Consider the following 19,740-nt stretch of genomic DNA (forward strand, 5'->3'; position numbering starts at 1 on the left):
TGCTTAGCGCACGGCCACCAGGTCCACAACGAAGATCAGCGCTTCGTTCGGGCCGATGGCTCCACCGGCACCGCGGGAACCGTAGGCCATCTCCGAGGGGATGTCCAGGCGGCGGCGGCCGCCGACCTTCATCCCGATCAGGCCCTGGTCCCAGCCCTGGATTACCTGGCCGACACCGGCGCGGAAGTCCAGCGGGGTGCCGCGGCCCCAGGAGGAGTCGAACTCCTCGCCGGTGGACCAGGCCACACCGACGTAGTGGGCCGAGATGTTCGAGCCCGGAACGACCTCGGCGCCATCGCCAACGGCGATGTCCTCGATCTTCAGCGCGGTCGGAGCGTCGGTGCCCGGAAATTCGATCTCCGGCTTGGTGCGGTCGTATTCACGCTGTCCAAAAGACATGGTGGAATCCCTTCGGTTGTTTGCTAAAAGCTTCTAGCTACTTTACTTCCTTGAGTTCAACAAAGAAGACCAACGGGCCTTCCGGGGCTCCGGCGCTCCCGGCGTAGGCCAGGTCGGTCGGAATCGTCAACATGACCTGGGTGCCTGCCTTCAAGCCTTCCAGGCCCTGCGTCCAGCCGGGAATGACGCCGGACAGGTTGAAGTCGGAGGCCTCGCCACGGTCGTAGCTTGAATCGAACTGCTTACCGTCTTCCCAGCGGACGCCGGTGTAGTTGGCCGAGACGTCCGAGGTGGCGGTGGCGACCTTGCCGGTTCCTTCCTTGACGATGTCAACGACCAAGCCGGCCGGAACATCCTTGTCCTTGGGGATGGTGATGGCCGGCTTGGAATCCTTCATCTCGAAGGTGGGCAGCGAAGCTTCGTCCTTGAGCTTCTTGACCTCATCGGCACCGAGCTTCTTGGATGCCTCGGGGATCGGCTCGGTGGCCACGACCTTGATCACAACCACGGTTTCGGCCTTTGCCTCGTTGGGGCTTGCCGAGGGCGATGCGCCTTCGGCCGGTGCTGCCTCGGCTGCGGGCTCGACCATGGCTACCCATGAGCCGACCTTGGCCTGCATGAGGGTTTCATAAAGCGCCGGAAGCTGGGCCTTGAATTCCTCATTGGTCGGCAAGGTGACCGGTTCCCCGGCAAAGCCCGATCCGAGCAGGCTCGCATCCGCTGCCTTGTAGGCAATGGACTTGAACTTGATGTTCTGGTTTTCCTTGATCGCCTCGCCCTTGCCATCAACGATGACCTTGGCTCCGGTCGCGGTGGCAACCAGCGGGGTGTCGAAGGTGACGGTCGGATCCGAGGAGTCATCCGCGCCCGGGGTGACCTTGATCGATTCCAGGGGGGCAATCTCACCGCTGGACGCCGCGGTGGTCGAACCACAGGCCGTCACCAGCAGCAACGAGGCCGTTGCAACAAGTGCCATTACTTTGCGCACGAAATCAACTTTCAGTTGGGGATTTTGGGACTGGAAACACCCACAGCGATTGGTGAGCCTTCGAGACTGTCTACAGCAAGCTTAAAGGCCGAAACTGTGAATCTCCTTATTGCACGCTGAAACGGGCCCCTTTAGGGTTGCCCGCCCATGGCGGAAATGAGCGCATCAACCCGCGGGTCCTCGTTGGCGAAGGGGTCCTTGCACAGCACCGTTTGCCCCGGGTGGTCGTTGAGTTTCAAGTGCACCCAGTCCACCGTGAAGTCCCGCTCGGCATTCTTGGCGGCCCGGACAAAGTCGCCGCGCAATTTGGCCCGCGTGCTTTGCGGCGGGTTGTCCACGGCGAAGGCGATTTCCGCCGGATCCACCACCGAAGCCACCCTGCCCCGGGCTGCCAGCAGATGGAAGATCCCGCGCTTGGTGTCGATGTCGTGATAGGTCAGATCCAGTTGTGCCAGGCGCTGTGCTCCCAGGTCCAGTTGGTGACGATTGGCGTAGGAATTGATCAGCTTGTGCTTGATGGCCCAGTCGATTTCCGTGTCGATCCCCGAGAAGTTCCCCGACTCGACCGCGTCCAGGGTGCGGGTCCACAGATCCAGCACCGCCGGCACCTGCTCGTGGTGCGCCCCCTCGCGGGCAACGAAGTCTGTGGCCAGCGCCAGGAAGCGGCGCTGGAGCGCCAGCGCGGTGAGCTGTTTGCCGTTGGCGAGCTTGACCACGGTGCTGCCGTTGAAGTCGTGGGAGATCTCGCGGATGGACCGGATCGGGTTCTCCAGACGCAGGTCCTCCATGATCTTTCCCGACTCGATGATCCGCAGCATCAAGTCCGTCGCGCCGAGCTTCACCAGCTGGGTGGTCTCGGACATGTTCGAGTCCCCCACGATCACGTGCAGGCGGCGGAAGTACTCGGCGTCGGCATGCGGCTCGTCTCGGGTGTTGATGATGGGCCGCGAGCGGGTGGTGGCCGAGGAGACGCCCTCCCACACATGGTCGGCGCGCTGGGAGAAGGCGTACAGGGGTTCGCCGTCGATGTTCACGATCTTGCCGGCCCCGGCGATCAGCTGACGGGTGACAAGGAACGGGATCAAGATCTCTGCGAGCCTGGCGAACTCGAGCTTGCGCGGGATCAGGAAGTTCTCGTGGCAGCCGTAGGAGTTCCCGGCGGTGTCGGTGTTGTTCTTGAACAGGTAGAGACGGCCGTTGAAGCCGTCGGCGGCCATCCGCTCCTCGGCGCTGGCCACCAGGTCGTTGAGGATCGACTCCCCTGCCCGGTCGTGGGCGATCAGTTGGGTGAGCTCGTCGCACTCGGCCGTGGCGTATTCGGGGTGCGAGCCGACGTCGAGGTACAGCCTGGAGCCGTTGGTGAGGAAGACATTGGAGCTGCGCCCCCACGCCACCACCCGGCGGAAGAGGTAGCGGGCGGATTCCTCCGGCGTGAGCGGGCGGCCATCGGGGTCCGAGTAGTTGATCCCGTATTCGGTCTCGATGCCATAGATTCTGCGGTCCATGCGGGCCTACTTCCCTGCGCCCAGGAACCGGGCAATGGTGGGGGTGTCGAGACGGCGGAAATGGCGGTGCGAGCCGGAGGAAATGACGCGTTCGAGCACCGCGACCTCCAGCAGCCGGGCGTCGTCGGGGCTGTCCCCGACCCCGGGCAGCACCAGGGCAGCGGCGCGGATGACCTCGTCGGTCCCGGCGGCGGCCAGGTCCTTGTTCGCCCAGTACCCGTTCCAGGCCGCGCGCAGCGCCGGGGTGTCACCGCCCATGATGATGTGCCCGGGCTGCTCGGCGATCGACCCGTCGAAGTTCAGCGAGAACAAGGTGTCCTGCCCGGGGGTTGCACCCAGTTCCAGCACGGCGAGTTCCACCTCGAAGGGCTTGGCCTCGGCGGTGAACACGGCGCCCAGGGACTGGGCGTAGACGCTGGCCAGGCCGCGGCCCGTCACGTCGTGCCGGGAGTAGGAATAGCCGCGGGTGTCGGCATAGCGCACCCCGGCCTGCCGCAGGGACTCGAACTCGTTGTACTTGCCCACCGCGGCGAAGGCGATGCGATCGTAGATCTCCCCGATCTTGTGCAGCGAGCCCGAGGGGTTCTCCGCGATCAGCGCGATCCCGTCGGCGCACGATGCCACGATGACCGCACGTCCCCGGGCGATCCCCTTCCGGGCGAAATCCGCCCGGTCCTTCATGAGTTGCTCGGGTGAAACGTAGTATTGCGCGCTCATCTAGGCTTCCTTCCCGCTGGCGGTCCGTGCAGCAATGATCTCGGTCGCCATCTCGGCGAGGATCGCCTCCTCGACGCGGTGGGCCCCGGTGGAGTCCACGGTGTAGACGACGGGCCACAGCTTGCGCACGGCATCCGGTCCCCCGGTGGCCGAGTCGTCGTCGGCGGCGTCGTAGAGCGCCTCCACGGCGACCCGCACGGCGGCCGTGGCATCCATCCCGGGCTGCCAGAGTTTCTTCAATGCGCCCCTGGCGTACGGGGAGCCGGAACCGATCGAATGGTGCTCCACCTCCTCGTAGAGCCCGCCGGTGATGTCGAAGGAGAAGATCCGCCCGGTCTGCGCGAGCGTGTCGTAGCCGGCAAAGAGGGGGATGACGCTCATGCCCTGCATGGCGAGGGCCAGGTTGGCGCGGATCATCGAGGCCAGGCGGTTGGCCTTGCCGTCCAGCGAGAGCCGGGTGCCCTCGATCTTCTCGTAGTGCTCCAGCTCGACGCGGAAGAGCTTGGCGATGTCGATCGCGACCCCGGCGGCGCCGGCGATGCCGACCACCGAGAACCTGTCGGTCTCGAAGACCTTCTCGATGCGGCGGCTGGCAATGACGTTGCCCATGGTCGCGCGCCGGTCCCCCGCCATGACGATGCCATCGGTGTAGGACAGGGAGACGATGGTGGTGCCGTGCGGCACCTGACCCGCGGCTCCCGCAGGTGCGGGGGCCGTCACCTGGGCCCCGGGCAGGAGGTCTGGCCGGTCCCGGTTCAGGTACTCCATGAAGGAGGGACCGGGACCGAGCTCGATCACTGGCCGCCCTTTTGCACGAAGCCGCGCACGAATTCCTCGGCGTTGCGCTCCAGCACCCCGTCGATCTCGTCGAGCAGGTCATCGACCCCTGCATCCTGGCCGGCCGCGGCGGCAACTTCCTGCTCGGTCTCCTGGGCCCCGGTGTCCTCGCGGCGTTGTCCCGAGTGCTGTTCCTGTGTCATTGCCGTCCCGCTCTTTTCCGTGTCTCGCGCGCCGGACGCATTCGCTGCGGTGCCCGGCCCTGTTTTCGCTGGTACTTCCATCTTGCCACTGGGTAGGGGTTTTAGCTCCGCAGCGTGGCGATGAACTCGTGAATCGACAATTGCGCATCCAGCAGGTCCCCGACCAGGGCCTTGGTGCCGCGCAGGGGCTCCAGGGTGGCGATGCGTTCGAGCTTGCGCGCCCCGGGCACGGTGAAGGACACCGAGTCCCAGCTGGCGGCGACCACGTGCTCGGGGTACTGGCTGAGCACCCGTCCGCGGAAATAGGCGCGGGTGTCGGTCGGCGGGTTCGTCGCGGCCCGGGCGATCTGCTCCGGGGAGTAGAGCGTTTCCATCAGCCCGCGCGCGGCCAGCCGGTGGTAGAGCCCCTTTTCCGGGCGGATGTCAGCCCATTGCAGGTCCATCAGCGCGATCCGCGGGTCGGTGAAGTCCACGGAATGGCGCTGGGCGTAGGCGGTCATGAGCTTGTACTTGGCCACCCAGTCAACCGTGGAGGCGGCGGCCAGGATGTCGGTTTCAAGCAGCTGGAGGGTTTCCTCCCAGCGCCGTTGGATCTCCACCGTGGCCTCGTCGGCGGCGTCGGTGGCCCCGCTGTGCTCGGCGGCGGCCTCCGCATAGATCCACTGGATTTCCAGGGCGGTGAGCCGCCGTCCGTCCATCAGCTCGACCGTCGTCTTCAGCGTGGGGTCGTGGCTGATGGCCTGCAGGGCAGCGACAGGGTCGCGCAGCTCGATCGCCGGGGCGGTGCCGGCCTCGATCATCGAGAGCACCAGGGCGGTGGTGCCGGTGCGCAGCAGCGTGGAGACCTGCCCGAGGTTCGCATCCCCGATGATCACGTGCAGCCGGCGGTACTTCTCCCAGTGCGCGTGCGGTTCGTCGCGGGTGTTGATGATGGGGCGGCGGATGGTGGTTTCCAGCCCGATCTGTGCCTCGAAGAAGTCGGCGCGCTGGGAGACCTGGAACCCGGGGTGCGAACCCAGCATGCCGCGGCCCACCCGCCCGGAGGCGCAGATGACCTGGCGCGTGACGAAGAACGGGATGAGCCCGGCGGCGATCGAGTCGAAGGGCACGGACCGGGGCATCAGGTAGTTCTCGTGCGCCCCGTAGGAAACCGACTTGTTGTCGGTGTTGTTCTTGTACAGGTGCACGTCCGGCACCCCTGCAAGCGACTCGATGCGGCGCACCGCGGCCAGGGCCACGTGGTCCCCTGCCTGGTCGTAGAGCACCGCGTCGAAGGGGTTGGTGGTCTCCGGGGAGGAATACTCCGGGTGCGCGTGGTCGACGTAGAGCCGGGCGCCGTTGCCCAGCACCATGTTCATCAGCACCTCGTGGTCGTTCTCCCCGCTCTCGTAGAGGGTGGAGCCGATGGTGACGTCGCCGCCGGCCAGCGCGACCTGCTCGGCGTCGAGCTCCGGTTCCACGTCGGTGAGCTGGGAGGGATCGGCGGTGGCGCGCGGCTGGGTGAAGCCGCGGGCGTCGTTCAGCGGGGTCTCGTCGGTGTAGTCCCAGTGGGTCCCGGCGATCCTTCCGCGCGCCTCGCGGATGGTGGCGGCGTAGGAGTTGATGACCTGGGCCGAGAGCATGGTCGCGTTCGCCCCGGGCATGGAGGGGGCGAGCACGCCGTACTCGGTCTCCAGCCCCATGACCCGGTGCACGCTCACAGGTACTGCCCCGTCTCGTCGGCCCCGGGTGCTTGCAGGGTCTTGCCGCGTCCGTTCTTGTCCGCCACGATGGTGCGGATGAAGGTGATGCGTTCGCCCTTGCGCCCGGAGATCCGCGCCCAGTCGTCGGGGTTGGTGGTGTTGGGCATGTCCTCGTGCTCGTGGAATTCCTCCACGACCGCCTCGAGCAGGTACTCCATGCGCAGCCCGCGCTCCTGGCCGGTGAGCAGCGCCTTGATGGCCGACTTCTTGGCCCGGTCCACCACGTTGCGGATCACCGCCCCGGAGGAGAAGTCCTTGAAGTAGAGGATCTCGGTCTCGGTGTTGGCGTAGGTGACCTCGAGGAACTGGTTCTGTTCCCCGGTGGAGTACATGGCATCGACAGTCGCCTGGATCATGGCGCGCACGCAGGCCTCGGCGTCGTTGCCGTGCTCGGCCAGGTCCCCCGGGTGCAGCGGCAGGTCACTGGTGAGGTACTTGGCGAAGATCTCCGCGGCGCCCTGGGCATCGGGGCGGCGGATCTTGATCTTCACGTCCAGCCGCCCGGGGCGCAGGATGGCCGGGTCGATCATGTCCTCGCGGTTTGAGGCGCCGATGACGATGACGTTGTCCAGCCGCTCGACCCCGTCGATCTCTGCCAGCAGCTGCGGGACGATGGTGGTTTCCACGTCGGAGGAAATGCCGGTGCCGCGGGTGCGGAAGAGCGAGTCCATCTCGTCGAAGAACACCACCACGGGGTTGCCGCCGGCGGCCTTTTCGCGGGCCCGGGAGAAGATCAACCGGATGTGGCGTTCGGTTTCCCCGACGTACTTGTCCAAAAGCTCGGGGCCCTTGATGTTCAGGAAGTAGCTCTTGGCGGTGCCGGTGTCGCCGTTGCGCTCGTTGGTGCGTTCGGCCAGCGAGTGCGCGACCGCCTTGGCGATCAGCGTCTTGCCGCAGCCCGGGGGGCCGTACAGCAGGATGCCCTTGGGCGCGGTGAGCCCATGCTCGCGGTAGAGGTCCGGGTGCAGGAAGGGCAACTCGACGGCGTCGCGGATGGCCTCGATCTGGTCGCTGAGCCCGCCGATGTCGGCGTAGGAGATGTTCGGGACCTCCTCGAGCACCAGCGACTGCATGTCGCTCAGGTGCACCTTTTCCAGGCCCAGTCCGGTGCGCGAATCCAGGGTCAGCACGTCCCCGACGCGCACGGTGTCCTTGGTGAGCGGGTCGGCCAGGCGGATGACGCGCTGGTCGTCCGCCCTGCCCATGGCCACCACCCGGTGGTCTGCAAGGACCTCCTTGACGGTGACCAGTTCGCCGGATTTCTCGTAGCCGAGCCCGGCGACGATGACCAGGGATTCGTTGAGCAGCACGTCCTGGCCGATGGCCAGCTTGGCGAAGTCCAGCAGCGGGGAGATGCCCACGCGCAGCTTGCGTCCGCCCTGGACGATGTCGGCTGACTGGACGCCGGTCGAGGAGATCGCCACGCCCTGAACGGGGTGGGAGCGGGGGTGGAGCTCCACGATGGTGCCGTGGCTGAAGGGGGTGTCCCCGTCCTTCTCGAGCCCCGACTTCAGGGCCAGGATCTCCTCGCGGGTGCGCTCGAGCATGGCGACGAGGCGGGAGTTGTTGGCCCCCGCGGAGGCGAGCTGCCGGTCGAGCAGGCGGTTCTTGTCCCGCACCACGTTCAGCTGCCGCTCGGCGGCCGTGACCTGGCCCTCCAGCCGTGTGCGATCTGTGTCGTCGCCCATTTTCCACCCGTTTCGCATAATTCGAGGAACGCGTGTGCCGGGGTGAACCGGCACACGCCACTGCTGTTCCCATCCTATGCACGGGTGCCGCCCAATGGCGGAAATGTGACCGCCGCCTCCCCGGGCGGGGCCGGTGTGCTACCGGGCGGTGGTTTCCCCGTCGGTTTCCGTCTCGGTGTCCGATTCCTGGCCCCCGGGCAGGGAACCGCGCTGGATCATCGACTTGGCGTCCTTGGCCGCGCGGCGCAGCTTGCGGGCGGAAACCCCGCGTTCCCCCAGGGCCTCGTGGTTCCAGTCCTCCGGCGTCTCCGAGCGGGTCCAGGTCGCCAGGTCGTCGGCGGAGTAGCTGTGCTCCTTCACGCGCTTGGCGCCCGGGATGCCCACGGCACCGTCGGCCAGCCGGCGGCAGGTGATCAGGAAGGCGGTGTGCGCCACCATGCGGTGGTCAGGGCGCACTGCCAGGCCCTCGACGTGCCAGCCGCGGACCATGGTCTCGAAGGACTCGGGCTCGGTGTACAGGCCGGTGGCGCGGATGGCCTCGACGGTGCGCGACATCTGGGTCACGGTGGCCACGTAGTTGACCCAGACCCCGCCGGGGGCCAACACGGTGGAGACGGCGTCGACGCATTCCCAGGGCGAGAGCATGTCCAGGACCACGCGGTCCACGGAGCCGGGTTCCTCGGTCTCGAGGACCTTTTCCTGGAAGTCGCCGATGGAGATGTTCCAGGCCGGGTGCGGGCCGCCGAAGACGGTGTCCACGTTGCCGCGGGCGATCTCCGCGAATTCCTCGCGCCGCTCGAAGGAGTGCAGGTAGCCGTGGTCTCCCACGGCGCGCAGCAGCGACATCGACAGGGCGCCGGAGCCGACGCCTGCCTCCACGACGCGCGCGCCGGGGTAGATGTCGCCCATCTGGATGATCTGGGCCGCGTCCTTGGGGTAGACCACGGTGGCGCCGCGCGGCATCGAGAGCACAAAGTCCTTCAACAGCGGGCGCAGCGCCTGGTAGCGGACCTCGTTGGTGTTCTCCACGATGGAGCCCTCGGGGGCGCCGATCAGCGCATCGTGGAAGAGCACGCCCTTGTGCGTGTGGAACTCCCCGCCCTCGGTCAGCGTGATGGTGCTGATCCGGCGCTTCTGGTCGGTGAGCTGGACCCGGTCTCCGGGGCGGAAGGGGCCGCGGCGGCTCTGGGCCCCGTGGGGGGTGGCTGGCATGTCGCTCATACTCGGTTCTGTGTCCTTAGGTCCTGTGCTGATGGTGAAGTTCGGTGGTGGTGCCCCGCGCGGGCCGCGGCCTTCCGGGGGTGCCGGCGTTAGTGCGGCTTGCCGGTGATGGCGGCGACGATGCGGGCCTGGGATAGCAGCCCGACCAGGCGATGGGATTCGTCGATGACCGCGTATTCGCTGCCCTGCAGCGTGGCCAGGTACCCGATCAGGGCCCTGCCGTCGGCGTTGGCGCTGACCACCGCCCCGGGGTCCAGGGCCCGGGCCGCGGAAAGCGCAGGGGTTTCGGCCAGCAGCGTGGGATTGATGCCGTGCAGCGTCGCCTCGTCGATCACCGCGACAGGGTTGCCGTCGCCGTCGATGAGGATGACCCGTCCGCCGCGGCTGGCCAGGCGCGCGGTGACGTCCTTCAGGGTGGAGTCCTGGCGGATCGCGGTGGCGGGTTCCATGAGAGCGCGCACGGAGACCAGCGGCAGGCGCAGGCGAAGCTTGGCGTGCGTGATGCCCTGCGAGGCCCCGACCCACATGAATCCGCCGACCAGGATCGCGACGACGAGGACCTGGAAGTCCAGGGGCTCGTTGCGGGTCAGCGGGACGATGACGAACCAGCCCACGACCAGCACCACCAGCACCCGTCCGGCCCAGCCGGCGGCAATGGTGCCGCGGTCCTGGGAGCCGGTGTAGCGCCAGACCGCCGATTCGACCAGGCGCCCGCCGTCCAGCGGCAGGCCGGGAAGCACGTTGAAGATCGCGACCAGCAGGTTCGCCCAGATGAGGATGTCCCAGAGGAGAAAGACCACCCCGGTGGGCTCCACGAGTTGCAGCAGCAGGTATCCGGCACCGGCGATCACGAAGTTGGCGGCCGGGCCGGCCATGGCCACGGCAAGCGAGCGGCCGGGGGTGGCGTTGAAGGAGGAGAACTGGGTGTGTCCGCCCCACAGGTTCAGGGTGATCCGCGCCCCGGGCCAGCCGAAGGACTTGGCCGTCAGGGCGTGTGCGAGTTCGTGGATGAGCACCGAGAAGGCCAGCAACACCGCATAGGTGAAGGCCACCAGGTAGGCGCCGGCCCCCAGTCCCGGCATGGATCGGGCCACCGTGGGCCCGAAGACCATCACGATGAGCCCGGTGATGATGAACCAGGACCAGGCCAGGGACACGGGAACCCCGAAGAACGATCCCAGCGGGATCCCGTCGCGCTTGGTGGCAGGTTCGCTCATGCGCGCACCCCGGTGGACACCAGCGCGCCCAGGGAATCGACGTCGAGCCCGAGAAGCGAGCCGACGCGCTGCCAAGAGGCGGAGTCGGGCACCGGGGCGATGTGTTCCACGAGCACCGCGGTGATGCCGCTGGCGGCGGCCGAGGCGATGCCGGGGGCCGAATCCTCGATCCCGATCACCCGGGCGGGCTCCAGCTCCGCCACGTGCTCCCCCAACAGGCGAAGGCCCAGCAGGTACGGTTCGGGGTGCGGCTTGCCGCGGGAGACCATGTCCCCGGTGACGCGGAAGGCGAAATATTTCTTGGGCAGCTGCTCGAGCACGAGCGCCGCCAGCGGTTCCTCGGACATGGTGACCAGTCCGCAGGGGATGGACGCCGCGTGCAGCGCCTCGAGCAGCTCCAGGGCGCCCGGGCGCCAGTCGACGTGGCGGCCCACCCCCGCCTCCACCTCGGCGGTGAGCCGGTCGATGATCTCGCGCTCGGTGAGGGCAACCCCCGCGCGCTGCAGGGCGGCGGCGGCGTCGGGAAGTGCGTTGCCGACCAGTTCCAGGGCCTGCTCGTGGCTCCACCGCCCGCCGAATTCGGCCACGAGCCGCGCTTCGGCGGCCATCCAGTGGGGCTCGGTGTCAAGCAGGGTTCCGTCCATGTCCCACAACACGCCCTGGATCTCGGTGTTCAGGGGGCGCGCAGGCATGGGGTCGCAGTTCTGGGTTGGCATGTCCCAATTCTAGTGGGTGCGCACTTGCACCGGCGACCGGTGCGCGCGCTAGGGTGAGGATGTGAGCGAAGATATGAATGACCCAGTGACACTTTCCTCCCTGGTGGCAGCATCCACGACTCCCGGGCCCGTGCGCCCGGCGATCATGGTGGTGGCCTTCGAGGGTTGGAACGACGCCGGGGACGCCGCCAGCTCGGCCCTCAAGGACATCAAGGCAGCCACCGGCGCCGTGAAGGTCGCGGGCATCGGCGACGACGACTACTACGACTACCAGTTCTCCCGCCCGCAGGTGCGCCGCAATGCCGCCGGCAAGCGGGTCATCAAGTGGCCGACGACGCGCATCTACCGCGCGTCGCTGCCCGATGCCCCGGTGGATTTGTTGCTGGTGCGCGGCGTGGAGCCCACCTACCGGTGGAAGGCCTTCATCACCGAGATCCTCACCCGCGCCGAGGAGGAAAACGTGCAGGGCGTGATGGCGCTGGGTTCGCTGCTGGCAGATGTGCCGCACAGCCGGCCGATCCAGGCCGCGGTCTCTTCCGACGACCCGGCGGTGCGCGAGGCCCTCGGTGCGCAGCCTGCCGCCTACGAGGGGCCCACCGGGATCCTGGGGGTGCTGGCCCAGTTCGCCGAGGCCGCCGGCCTGCCAACGCTCTCGATCTGGGCGGCGGTGCCGCACTATGTGGCCCAGCCACCCTCCCCCAAGGCGCAATTGGCCCTGCTGCACCGGGTGGAGGAGCTGCTGCCGCTGGTCCTGGACCTGCATGAGCTCGGCGAGGACGCCCTGGCGTGGGAGCGCGGGGTCGACGCGCTGGCCACCGGGGATGCGGACATTGCCGCCTACGTCCAGCAGCTGGAGCAGGCGCAGGATGAGACCGAGCTGCCGGAGGCCACCGGCGAGGCGATTGCCCGCGAGTTCGAGCGCTACCTCAAGCGCCGGCACCTCCCGGGCGCGGCAGGGGAACAGGGCCCCGGCACCCCGGGGGCCAGCGGTCCAAGCGAAACCCCTGATTCCCCCGACGTTCCGGACACGCCCGGGCCGAACGCCTAGCATCCGGCAGCACCCGCCCCCGGTGCCTGGTGCACAAACTCCTCCAACGCAAATGCGTCCCCCGCCAGCCCCCGGAGAGGGGGAACAAGGCGGGGGACGCGTTTTGGCGTGGCGCGGTGGCTAGGAGAGCTTGAGTCCCAGCAGCGCGTCCAGCGCGTCGGCGAGCAGCTGCCCGCCGGCCTCCCGCGAGCCGTCGTCCTCTGCAGGTTCCTGGGCGCCGAAGGCATCCAGCACCGCAAGGGCTGCAGGCGCGTTCAGGTCGTTGGCCAACCTGGAGCGGATGCGGGTGACGACCGCGGTGGCCTCGGCCAGGGTGGTGGAGCCGATGCGCTTGCGCCAGAGGGCCACGCGGTCCTGGGCCTGGGCGAGCAGCTCATCGGTCCAGAACCAGTCGCTGCGGTAGTGCTGGCCCAGCAGCACCGTGCGGATCGCCACCGGGTCGACGCCGGCGGCGCGCAAACGCGAAACCAACACCAGGTTGCCCAGCGACTTGCTCATCTTCTCGCCGTGCAGGCCCACCATTCCGGTGTGCACGTAGGACTGCGCCAGCGCCTTGCCGTCCAGGGCGGCTGCGTGCCCGGCGGAGAACTCGTGGTGCGGGAAAATCAGGTCCGATCCCCCGCCCTGCACGGTGAAGGGGGCGGGCAGGAATCGGCGGGCAATGACCGAACACTCGATGTGCCAGCCCGGGCGCCCGGAGCCCAGCGAGGCACCGTCCCACTCCGGTTCCCCGGCGCGGGCCACGCGCCACAGCAGCGGATCAAGGGCATCGCGCTTGCCCGGGCGTGCCGGGTCTCCCCCGCGCTCGGAGAAGAAACCGAGCATGGTATCGCGGTCATAACCGCTCACGGTGCCAAGTTCCCAGGCATCGCCGGCGGCCCCGACGGCGTCGAAGTAGATGTCCCCGTCGGGTTCGCCGTTTTCGCCAGGCACCGCATAGGCCAGGTCCTTGGCGACGAGTTCCTCGACGAGCGGGACCAGCCAGGTGATGGATTCCACGGCACCGATGTAGTGCTCGGGCGGGATGACGTTCAGCGCCTCCATGTCGGCACGGAACAGGTCGGTCTGCTCCTTGGCCAGCACCTGCCAATCCATGCCGGTGGCGGCGGCGCGCTCCAGCAGCGGGTCGTCGATGTCGGTGACGTTCTGCACGTAGGTGACCGGGCGCCCGGCGTCGCGCCAGGTGCGCTGGAGCAGGTCGAAGGCGACGTAGGTGGCGGCGTGGCCCATGTGGGTGGCGTCGTAGGGGGTGATGCCGCAGACGTACATGCTCGCCGGCGCGTTGGACCTCTCGGCCGGGGCGGTGTCCCTCAGCCGTTGCGTGGCGGTGTCGTGCACCTCAAGGATCGGTGCGTTTCCCGGAACATGCGGGATGGTGGGCGCGGACCATGCAAGCACGGAGCGTCCTTTCTCTTAGGTGATTGCCCGAACGTGGCCGGGCGCAATGCATTTACTTGGAACAAGTCCAAAGGACCCCGCGGTTATTCCGCGTTTGGGGATCCGGTCTTGCTAGGCGTTGATCACACCGAAGCCCAGCAGCAGGTACAGGGCCAGGCCCAGGCCCACGCGATACCAGACAAAGATGCGGTAGCTGTGGGACGAGACGTATTTGAGGAACCAGCCGACGATGACAAAACCGACGATGAAGGCGATGAGCGTGGCCAGGCCGGTCTGCGGCAGCGAATACATGCCCGGCTCGTCGAAGGACTTGGCCAGCTTGTACAGCCCGGAGGCGAAGACCGCGGGGATGGCCAGCAGGAACGAGTAGCGGGCCGCGGCGCCGCGGGTGTAGCCCATGAACAGCCCCGCGGTGATGGTGCCGCCGGAGCGCGAGACGCCGGGGATCAGCGCCAGGGCCTGGGCGAAGCCGAAGAGGATGCCGTGCTTGGGGGTCAGTGCGGTCAGCTCGCGGTCCTGCTTGCCGTAGTAGTCGGCGACAGCCAGGATCAGGCCGAAGACCACCAGCGTGGTCGCCACGATCCACAAGGAGCGGAATGAGGTGTCGATCTGGGTTTCGAAGAGCAGGCCCAGCACCGCGATGGGGATGGAACCGATGATGATCAGCCAGCCCATTTTTGCATCCGGGTCGCTGTGCGGCACCCGGCCGCGCAGCGCGTTGAACCAGGCGCCGATGATCCGCACGATGTCTTTCCAGAAGAACACCAGCACGGCGGTTTCGGTGCCCAGCTGCGTGATCGCCGTGAACGCGGCGCCGGGGTCGGCCGCGTTGGGCAGCAGCTCCCCGACGATGCGCAGGTGGGCGCTGGAGGAGATGGGGAGAAATTCTGTCAAACCCTGGATCAGCCCTAGGAAGGCCGCTTCAAACCAATTCACGTACCGACACTACTTCACCAAGGCACGCGAACGCCCATTGGCGCTCCACGATGAGGCGAACTTAATACCGTGGTCGCAGCCGCGGCGCCCGGCCACGCGGGTCGCGGTGAAGGCAGTCGACGCGGCGCCGGTTTCCCGGGCTAGTCGGTGTTTTCTTCCCCCTGGCCGTCCTCGTCGTACGGATCGTCGTCGTCGTTTTCCTCCACCACGCTCAGTGGAAGGAACTCCTCGTAGGCCTCGTAGAGTGCGTCCTCGTATTCCTCAAAGGCATCGGCAACGGCCAGGAACGCCGCGCTGATCGAGGCGTCCTGGGCGCCACGTTTTGCGGCGACCGCCGAAAGGTGTTCTTCGAGGCAACCGGTCAATACACTGAGGGCAACACGCGGGTCTGTACTCATGTGTTCGACGTTACAGGCACAAGCCACACTATGGACAGGGTCATGATCGAAAAGAGGATCCCCGTAGCACGCCCCATTGACCAGATGCCCGGAGACCCCGAGCACCTCTTCGAATACCTGGTCATTACCGCCGGCCCGGGCGAGCATCGCTCGGTGGCACGCGCTGCGCTGCGTGAGCATTCGGAGTACGGCAAATGGGAATTGGTGCGCACGTGCCTCTACGAGGGCGGCGGCCAAAGGCACTGGATGCGACGACGGGTCATGCGGGTCAAGCCGACGCTGAACATCCGCGCCTGAGGTCAGCGGCACCCGACCCGTACGAGGTGCCTACTCCTTGAGAGGGCCCAGCAGCCAGGACGCCACCGTGGAGTGCGCCGATTCGGCGTCCGAGGGGTGGTACAGGCTGGCCAGGGCGTCGCGGTAGAGCCGTTCGAGCTCCGAGCCGCGGAAGTACTGCCCGCCGCCGGAGACCTTGGCGGCAATGTCGATGCAGGAACGGGCGGCGTCCCCGGCCTGGGTGCGCAACGTGACCAGCCGCGGGAACCAGGATCCCCCGTGGTCCACCAGGTCGTCGAGGTCGCGCGTGGTCATCCGCAGCATCGCATCGAGCTTCAGGATCTGCATGCCGGCATCGGCGACCTGCCACCTGATGTCCGGGTCCTGGTCATAGGTCCGTCCCCCGAATTTCAGCGAGCTCCGCCTTGCCGGGTTGGCCGCGGCCAGTTCCATGCCGCGTTCGGCCAGCCCGACGTAGACCGAGGCCGTCAGCGAAAGGAACGAGGCGAAGATGCCGAAGACGAGCACATCGGGCACCGGCCCCACGGGCAGCTTGGTGTGGATGTGCTCCGCCGCCACGCGCGCATCGGTGAGGATGGTGGAGTTGGACTGGGTGGCTCGCATCCCCAAGGTGTTCCAGTTCTGCGGGATCTCGATGCCGGGGGCCTCCCGGTGCAGGAAACCGTGGACCAGCGCACCTTCCGCTGTGCTCACGTCCTTGCCGAAGACCCCGAGCCGGGTCCACACCGGGGCCAGCGAGGTGAAGACCTTGGTTCCGGTGAAGGCGTAGGACCCGTCGGCGGCAGGCACCGCACGGGTCACCGAGTCAAAGAGAACCTCGTCGTTGCCGGCCTCCGACACCCCGAAGGCCATGACCTCCCCTGCCTGCACCCAGTCCAGCACCATCTCCAGCCGGTCATCCCCGCGGGCGGCCAGCAGCGTTGCCACGCCGGTCCAGACCAGGTGCATGTTCACCGCCAAGGCCGTTGCAGGTGCGTGGGCACCGAGCAGGCGCTGCGCCGCCGTCATTGTCTCCATGCCCCAGCCAAGGCCGCCGCGGGCTTCCGGAAGCATCGCCCGCAGGTAGCCGGCGTCCGTCAGCTCGGCGAAGTCCTCGGTGCAGAAGGTGTTTTCGGCGTCGTAGCCGGCCGCCCGGCCCCGGAATCGTTCGAGCATTTCGGTGCCAAGCACCTCGTTGATGGTTGTCACTCGCGTGCACTTCACTTTCGCCTTGGGTAATGGTCGGTGCGCCGGGCAAGGGGGGCCCGGAGGGACGTCAGTAGTTGGTCAGCAGGTCGCGCAGGACCCGGGTGCCGAACTTCAGCGAATCGACCGGGACCCGCTCGTCGACGCCGTGGAACATGCCGGTGAAGTCGAGCTCGGCCGGCAGGCGCAGCGGGGCGAACCCGTAGCCGGTGATGCCCAGCCGGGACAGCGACTTGTTGTCGGTGCCGCCGGAGAGCATGTAGGGCAGGACCACGGCCTCCGGGTCCTCGCGGCCCAGCGAGGCCACCATGTGATCGACCAGGTTCCCGGCGAAGGGCACCTCCAGCGCGCGGTCCAGGTGCAGCGCGCTGAGCTCGACATCGGGCCCGGCCAGGGTGCGCAGCGTCTCCATGACGGCCTCGTGCTGGCCGGGCAGCGTGCGGACATCGAGGAGCGCCTCGGCGGCCCCCGGGATCACGTTGTGCTTGTAGCCGGCCGAGAGCACCGTGGGGTTGGCGGTGTTTTGCAAGGTGGCGCCGACGAAGCGTGCCACGTTGCCCAGCTCCGCCAGCAGCACCTGCGGATTGTCCTCCGTGAACTCGATCCCCGTCATCTCCGAGACGCCCTGAAGGAACGCGCGCGTGGTGTCGGTGTAGGAAATCGGCCAGTCGTGTTCGCCGATGCGGGTGATGGCGGCCGCCAGCCGGGTCACCGCGTTCTCCTCGTTGATCTGCGACCCGTGCCCGGCGCGCCCCGCTGCAGTGAGCTTGAGCCAGGCGATGCCCTTTTCCGCGGTCTGCAGCAGGTAGGCCCGCCTGCCGTCGATGGTGGCGGAGAACCCGCCGACCTCGCTGATGGCCTCGGTGGCGCCCTCGAAGAGTTCGGGGTGGTTTTCGACCATCCAGCGCGCGCCGTAGTCGCCGCCTGCCTCCTCGTCGGCAAAGAACGCGAAGATGAGATCGCGGCGCGGGCGGGTGCCGGTGCGCTGCATCTCGCGCATGACCGCGAGGATCATCGCATCCATGTCCTTCATGTCCACCGCGCCGCGGCCCCAAATCATCCCGTCCTTGATCTCGGCGCCGAACGGGTCGACCGACCATTCGTCCTTGAAGGCGGGCACCACGTCGAGGTGCCCGTGGACGATCAGGGCCGGCAACGACTTGTCGGTCCCCTCGACGCGGGTCACAACATTGGCGCGGCCCTGGGCGGATTCCAGCAAGGTCGCCTCGAGCCCGACCTCGGAGATCAGTTCGGCCACGTATTCGGCGGCCTTGCGCTCCCCCGCGCCTTCGTTGTTGCCGTAGTTGGTGGTGTCGATCCGGATCAGCGCCTGGCAGATGCCGGCGACCTCATCCTCGGCAACGACGGTGGCCGGGGTGTTCTGCGCAGCTGACATGGGGGAATCCTTCTGCCTCTCGTGGTGGGGGGTCGAACTGCCTCCACCCTATCGAGGTATGCGTTCACCGCGCGAGGGGGTGCCGGCCGCCGGTCGTGGAGCAAGGTCCCTGCGGGTACGAGAAAACCCCCGACCTGACTTTCGTCTGGTCGGGGGTTGATCCGTGCGAAGGAGGGGACTTGAACCCCCACCCACTTACGTGGACTAGCACCTCAAGCTAGCGCGTCTACCATTCCGCCACCCTCGCTGGTGGCCGCTACACCGGTCGAAGTTCGTGAAGAACTTTGTTTCCGTTGTCCGCGGCGAGATAAGACTCTAGCACGGGTTTGGCGCACACTTCAATTCGGGGCCCCCGGGCCCCAAGAACCCCGGGTTTACAAGGCTATTTGCGCTCCTTTGGGCGAAAAGCGGCGCCTCACCCGTCAATTTGTGAGCAGCGTCATATTCGGGAGGGGCAAATTCGGGTTTTCCCACCCTCCGGGGAACATGATGGCAAGCCGAAGGTGTTGCGTAGGATGAAGGTGTTTGCCCGCCCACAGACCCCATCGGGCGGCACACCAGCACCTTGATTCCACATTCTCGTTTGTAGGCGGCCGAGCACCGATGTCAGTTACCACTACCCTTCCCACGCGCATCGCAATGATTTCGCTGCACACTTCCCCGCTGGAACAGCCGGGATCAGGGGACGCGGGCGGAATGAACGTCTACATCCGCCACCTGGCGCTCGCGCTGGCCCAGCTCGGCGTGTCGGTCGATGTCTTCGTCCGCGGCGCCACCGAAACCAGGGCAGTGGAAATGGCGCCAGGGGTCACCTGCCACGAGGTGAAGGCGGGCCCCGCCGGCAAGCTGAGCAAGGAGGAGCTGGCCGAGCACCTGGATGACGCGGCCGTGGCGATCCAGCGGTATGCGGCAACGCTTGCCCCCTACGACGCGATCCACTCGCACTACTGGCTCTCCGGGATCGTCGGGCTGCACCTGCGCGCGGCGTGGCAGGTCCCGTTGGTGCACACCATGCACACCATGGGCAAGGTCAAGAAGCTCTCGGCGCACACCGAGGAATCCGGTGCCCGCATCCGCAGCGAAATGCTCCTGTGCGCCCAGGCCGACCGGCTCACGGCCAACACCCCGGCCGAGGTCGAGGAACTGATCCACCTCTACGGTGCCGACGCGGCCGCACTGGACGTCGTGGAGCCGGGGGTAGACCTCGGTGTCTTCAACCCCGGGGTGTGCGAGCAGCACGAAAGCGCGCCGAATTCGCTGCGCGTGGTCTTCGCCGGACGCATCCAGAGGCTCAAGGGACCGCAGATCCTGGTGCGGGCGCTGGCGATCCTCTCGCTCGAGCGGCCCGACCTCGACGTGAAGCTCTCGGTCATCGGGGCACGCTCGGGGGCCAAGGAACTGAACCTGCAAAAAATCGTCGAGGCGGAGTCGGTGGAGCACCTGGTGAGTTTCTCCCTGCCGATGCCCGCCGCGCACCTGGCGGAGGCCTTCCGCTGCGCCGACGTGGTGGCGGTTCCCTCCTACAGTGAGTCCTTCGGGCTTGTTGCCCTGGAGGCGCAGGCCTGCGGCACCCCGGTGTTGGCCAGCCGCGTCGGCGGGCTGCCCTATGCGGTGCGGGACGGGCACACCGGCATCCTGGTCGACGGTTCCGAGCCCGCGGCGTGGGCGGTGGCACTGGCGAAACTTGCGTCCGACGAGCCACTGCGCCGCATCCTCGGGCGGCAGGCGGCCGAATTCGCCGCGGAGCACGGCTGGGAACAAACCGCCGCCGCCGCCCTTTCCTCGTATTCCGGCGCGATCCTCCGCCGGCCCTCGGGCGGGGCAAACACCTCCCCCTCCGCATAACGGAGCAGGTGCCGCTGCCCGCAACGCGCGGTGCCCCGCGGCCCCAAAGGCCTGCGGGGCACCG

Annotated in this window: 19 protein-coding genes and 1 tRNA gene; 3 read left to right on the forward strand and 17 right to left on the reverse strand. The window is 67.6% G+C overall.

The window, feature by feature from the left end:
- Positions 1 to 3: 3 nt before the first annotated feature.
- The 11 genes from ACLQ7E_RS17755 to ACLQ7E_RS17805 form a co-directional block, all read right to left on the reverse strand.
- Positions 4 to 399: an FKBP-type peptidyl-prolyl cis-trans isomerase gene (locus tag ACLQ7E_RS17755; protein WP_411733896.1), complete on the reverse strand. Its 396-nt coding sequence runs from the start codon at positions 397 to 399 to the stop codon at positions 4 to 6.
- A gap of 37 nt (positions 400 to 436) precedes the next feature.
- Positions 437 to 1,387, reverse strand: coding sequence for an FKBP-type peptidyl-prolyl cis-trans isomerase (locus ACLQ7E_RS17760; protein WP_411733897.1), 951 nt, complete (start codon positions 1,385 to 1,387; stop codon positions 437 to 439).
- Between the two features lie 131 nt (positions 1,388 to 1,518).
- Complete coding sequence (gene pafA, locus ACLQ7E_RS17765; RefSeq protein ID WP_411733898.1) at positions 1,519 to 2,892, reverse strand: Pup--protein ligase; 1,374 nt, start codon at positions 2,890 to 2,892, stop codon at positions 1,519 to 1,521.
- A 6-nt stretch (positions 2,893 to 2,898) separates the two neighbouring features.
- Positions 2,899 to 3,609 carry a proteasome subunit alpha gene (gene prcA, locus ACLQ7E_RS17770; protein ID WP_411733899.1) on the reverse strand — a complete coding sequence of 237 codons (711 nt, stop codon included), beginning with the start codon at positions 3,607 to 3,609 and terminating at the stop codon, positions 2,899 to 2,901.
- Positions 3,610 to 4,377: a proteasome subunit beta gene (gene prcB, locus ACLQ7E_RS17775; protein WP_411733941.1), complete on the reverse strand. Its 768-nt coding sequence runs from the start codon at positions 4,375 to 4,377 to the stop codon at positions 3,610 to 3,612. It lies immediately after the preceding gene.
- 26 nt (positions 4,378 to 4,403) lie between these two features.
- On the reverse strand, positions 4,404 to 4,589 hold the full coding sequence (locus ACLQ7E_RS17780; protein ID WP_411733900.1) for a ubiquitin-like protein Pup: 186 nt from the start codon (positions 4,587 to 4,589) through the stop codon (positions 4,404 to 4,406).
- A 101-nt stretch (positions 4,590 to 4,690) separates the two neighbouring features.
- On the reverse strand, positions 4,691 to 6,271 hold the full coding sequence (gene dop, locus ACLQ7E_RS17785; RefSeq protein WP_411733942.1) for a depupylase/deamidase Dop: 1,581 nt from the start codon (positions 6,269 to 6,271) through the stop codon (positions 4,691 to 4,693).
- Between the two features lie 14 nt (positions 6,272 to 6,285).
- The gene (arc, locus tag ACLQ7E_RS17790; protein ID WP_411733901.1) at positions 6,286 to 8,019 is read right to left on the reverse strand and encodes a proteasome ATPase; all 1,734 of its coding nucleotides are present in this window, start codon (positions 8,017 to 8,019) and stop codon (positions 6,286 to 6,288) included.
- Positions 8,020 to 8,157: 138 nt separating this feature from the next.
- Positions 8,158 to 9,240 carry a tRNA (adenine-N1)-methyltransferase gene (locus tag ACLQ7E_RS17795; RefSeq protein ID WP_411733902.1) on the reverse strand — a complete coding sequence of 361 codons (1,083 nt, stop codon included), beginning with the start codon at positions 9,238 to 9,240 and terminating at the stop codon, positions 8,158 to 8,160.
- A gap of 89 nt (positions 9,241 to 9,329) precedes the next feature.
- Positions 9,330 to 10,457 carry a site-2 protease family protein gene (locus ACLQ7E_RS17800; RefSeq protein WP_411733903.1) on the reverse strand — a complete coding sequence of 376 codons (1,128 nt, stop codon included), beginning with the start codon at positions 10,455 to 10,457 and terminating at the stop codon, positions 9,330 to 9,332.
- The gene (locus tag ACLQ7E_RS17805) at positions 10,454 to 11,173 is read right to left on the reverse strand and encodes an HAD family hydrolase (RefSeq protein ID WP_411733904.1); all 720 of its coding nucleotides are present in this window, start codon (positions 11,171 to 11,173) and stop codon (positions 10,454 to 10,456) included. Before ACLQ7E_RS17805 ends, ACLQ7E_RS17800 begins: the two co-directional genes overlap by 4 nt.
- Positions 11,174 to 11,246: 73 nt before the next feature.
- Between ACLQ7E_RS17805 and ACLQ7E_RS17810 the strand changes: the two genes are divergently transcribed.
- Positions 11,247 to 12,221 (forward strand): PAC2 family protein, encoded by a 975-nt coding sequence (locus tag ACLQ7E_RS17810; protein ID WP_411733943.1) that lies wholly within the window; start codon positions 11,247 to 11,249, stop codon positions 12,219 to 12,221.
- Positions 12,222 to 12,341: 120 nt separating this feature from the next.
- Here ACLQ7E_RS17810 and mshC read toward each other — a convergent pair whose 3' ends face one another.
- The 3 genes from mshC to ACLQ7E_RS17825 form a co-directional block, all read right to left on the reverse strand.
- Positions 12,342 to 13,619 (reverse strand): cysteine--1-D-myo-inosityl 2-amino-2-deoxy-alpha-D-glucopyranoside ligase, encoded by a 1,278-nt coding sequence (gene mshC / locus ACLQ7E_RS17815; protein ID WP_411733905.1) that lies wholly within the window; start codon positions 13,617 to 13,619, stop codon positions 12,342 to 12,344.
- 111 nt (positions 13,620 to 13,730) lie between these two features.
- Positions 13,731 to 14,555: an undecaprenyl-diphosphate phosphatase gene (locus tag ACLQ7E_RS17820; protein ID WP_411733906.1), complete on the reverse strand. Its 825-nt coding sequence runs from the start codon at positions 14,553 to 14,555 to the stop codon at positions 13,731 to 13,733.
- A 140-nt stretch (positions 14,556 to 14,695) separates the two neighbouring features.
- A complete protein-coding gene (locus tag ACLQ7E_RS17825) occupies positions 14,696 to 14,953 on the reverse strand; it encodes a hypothetical protein (protein WP_411733907.1) in 258 nt (85 codons plus the stop codon).
- A gap of 84 nt (positions 14,954 to 15,037) precedes the next feature.
- Between ACLQ7E_RS17825 and ACLQ7E_RS17830 the strand changes: the two genes are divergently transcribed.
- Complete coding sequence (locus tag ACLQ7E_RS17830; RefSeq protein WP_411733944.1) at positions 15,038 to 15,250, forward strand: DUF5703 family protein; 213 nt, start codon at positions 15,038 to 15,040, stop codon at positions 15,248 to 15,250.
- Between the two features lie 30 nt (positions 15,251 to 15,280).
- Here ACLQ7E_RS17830 and ACLQ7E_RS17835 read toward each other — a convergent pair whose 3' ends face one another.
- From ACLQ7E_RS17835 to ACLQ7E_RS17845, 3 genes are all read right to left on the reverse strand, one after another.
- Complete coding sequence (locus tag ACLQ7E_RS17835) at positions 15,281 to 16,405, reverse strand: acyl-CoA dehydrogenase family protein (RefSeq protein ID WP_411733945.1); 1,125 nt, start codon at positions 16,403 to 16,405, stop codon at positions 15,281 to 15,283.
- 100 nt (positions 16,406 to 16,505) lie between these two features.
- Entirely contained in the window at positions 16,506 to 17,831 is a 1,326-nt protein-coding gene (locus ACLQ7E_RS17840; protein ID WP_411733908.1) for a M20/M25/M40 family metallo-hydrolase, read from the reverse strand.
- Positions 17,832 to 17,995: 164 nt separating this feature from the next.
- Positions 17,996 to 18,078, reverse strand: a tRNA-Leu gene (locus ACLQ7E_RS17845).
- Between the two features lie 356 nt (positions 18,079 to 18,434).
- Here ACLQ7E_RS17845 and ACLQ7E_RS17850 point away from each other — a divergent pair.
- Positions 18,435 to 19,676 (forward strand): glycosyltransferase, encoded by a 1,242-nt coding sequence (locus ACLQ7E_RS17850; RefSeq protein WP_411733909.1) that lies wholly within the window; start codon positions 18,435 to 18,437, stop codon positions 19,674 to 19,676.
- Positions 19,677 to 19,740 lie beyond the last annotated feature (64 nt).

Source organism: Paeniglutamicibacter sp. (assembly GCF_046714615.1).
Lineage (GTDB): Bacteria > Actinomycetota > Actinomycetes > Actinomycetales > Micrococcaceae > Paeniglutamicibacter.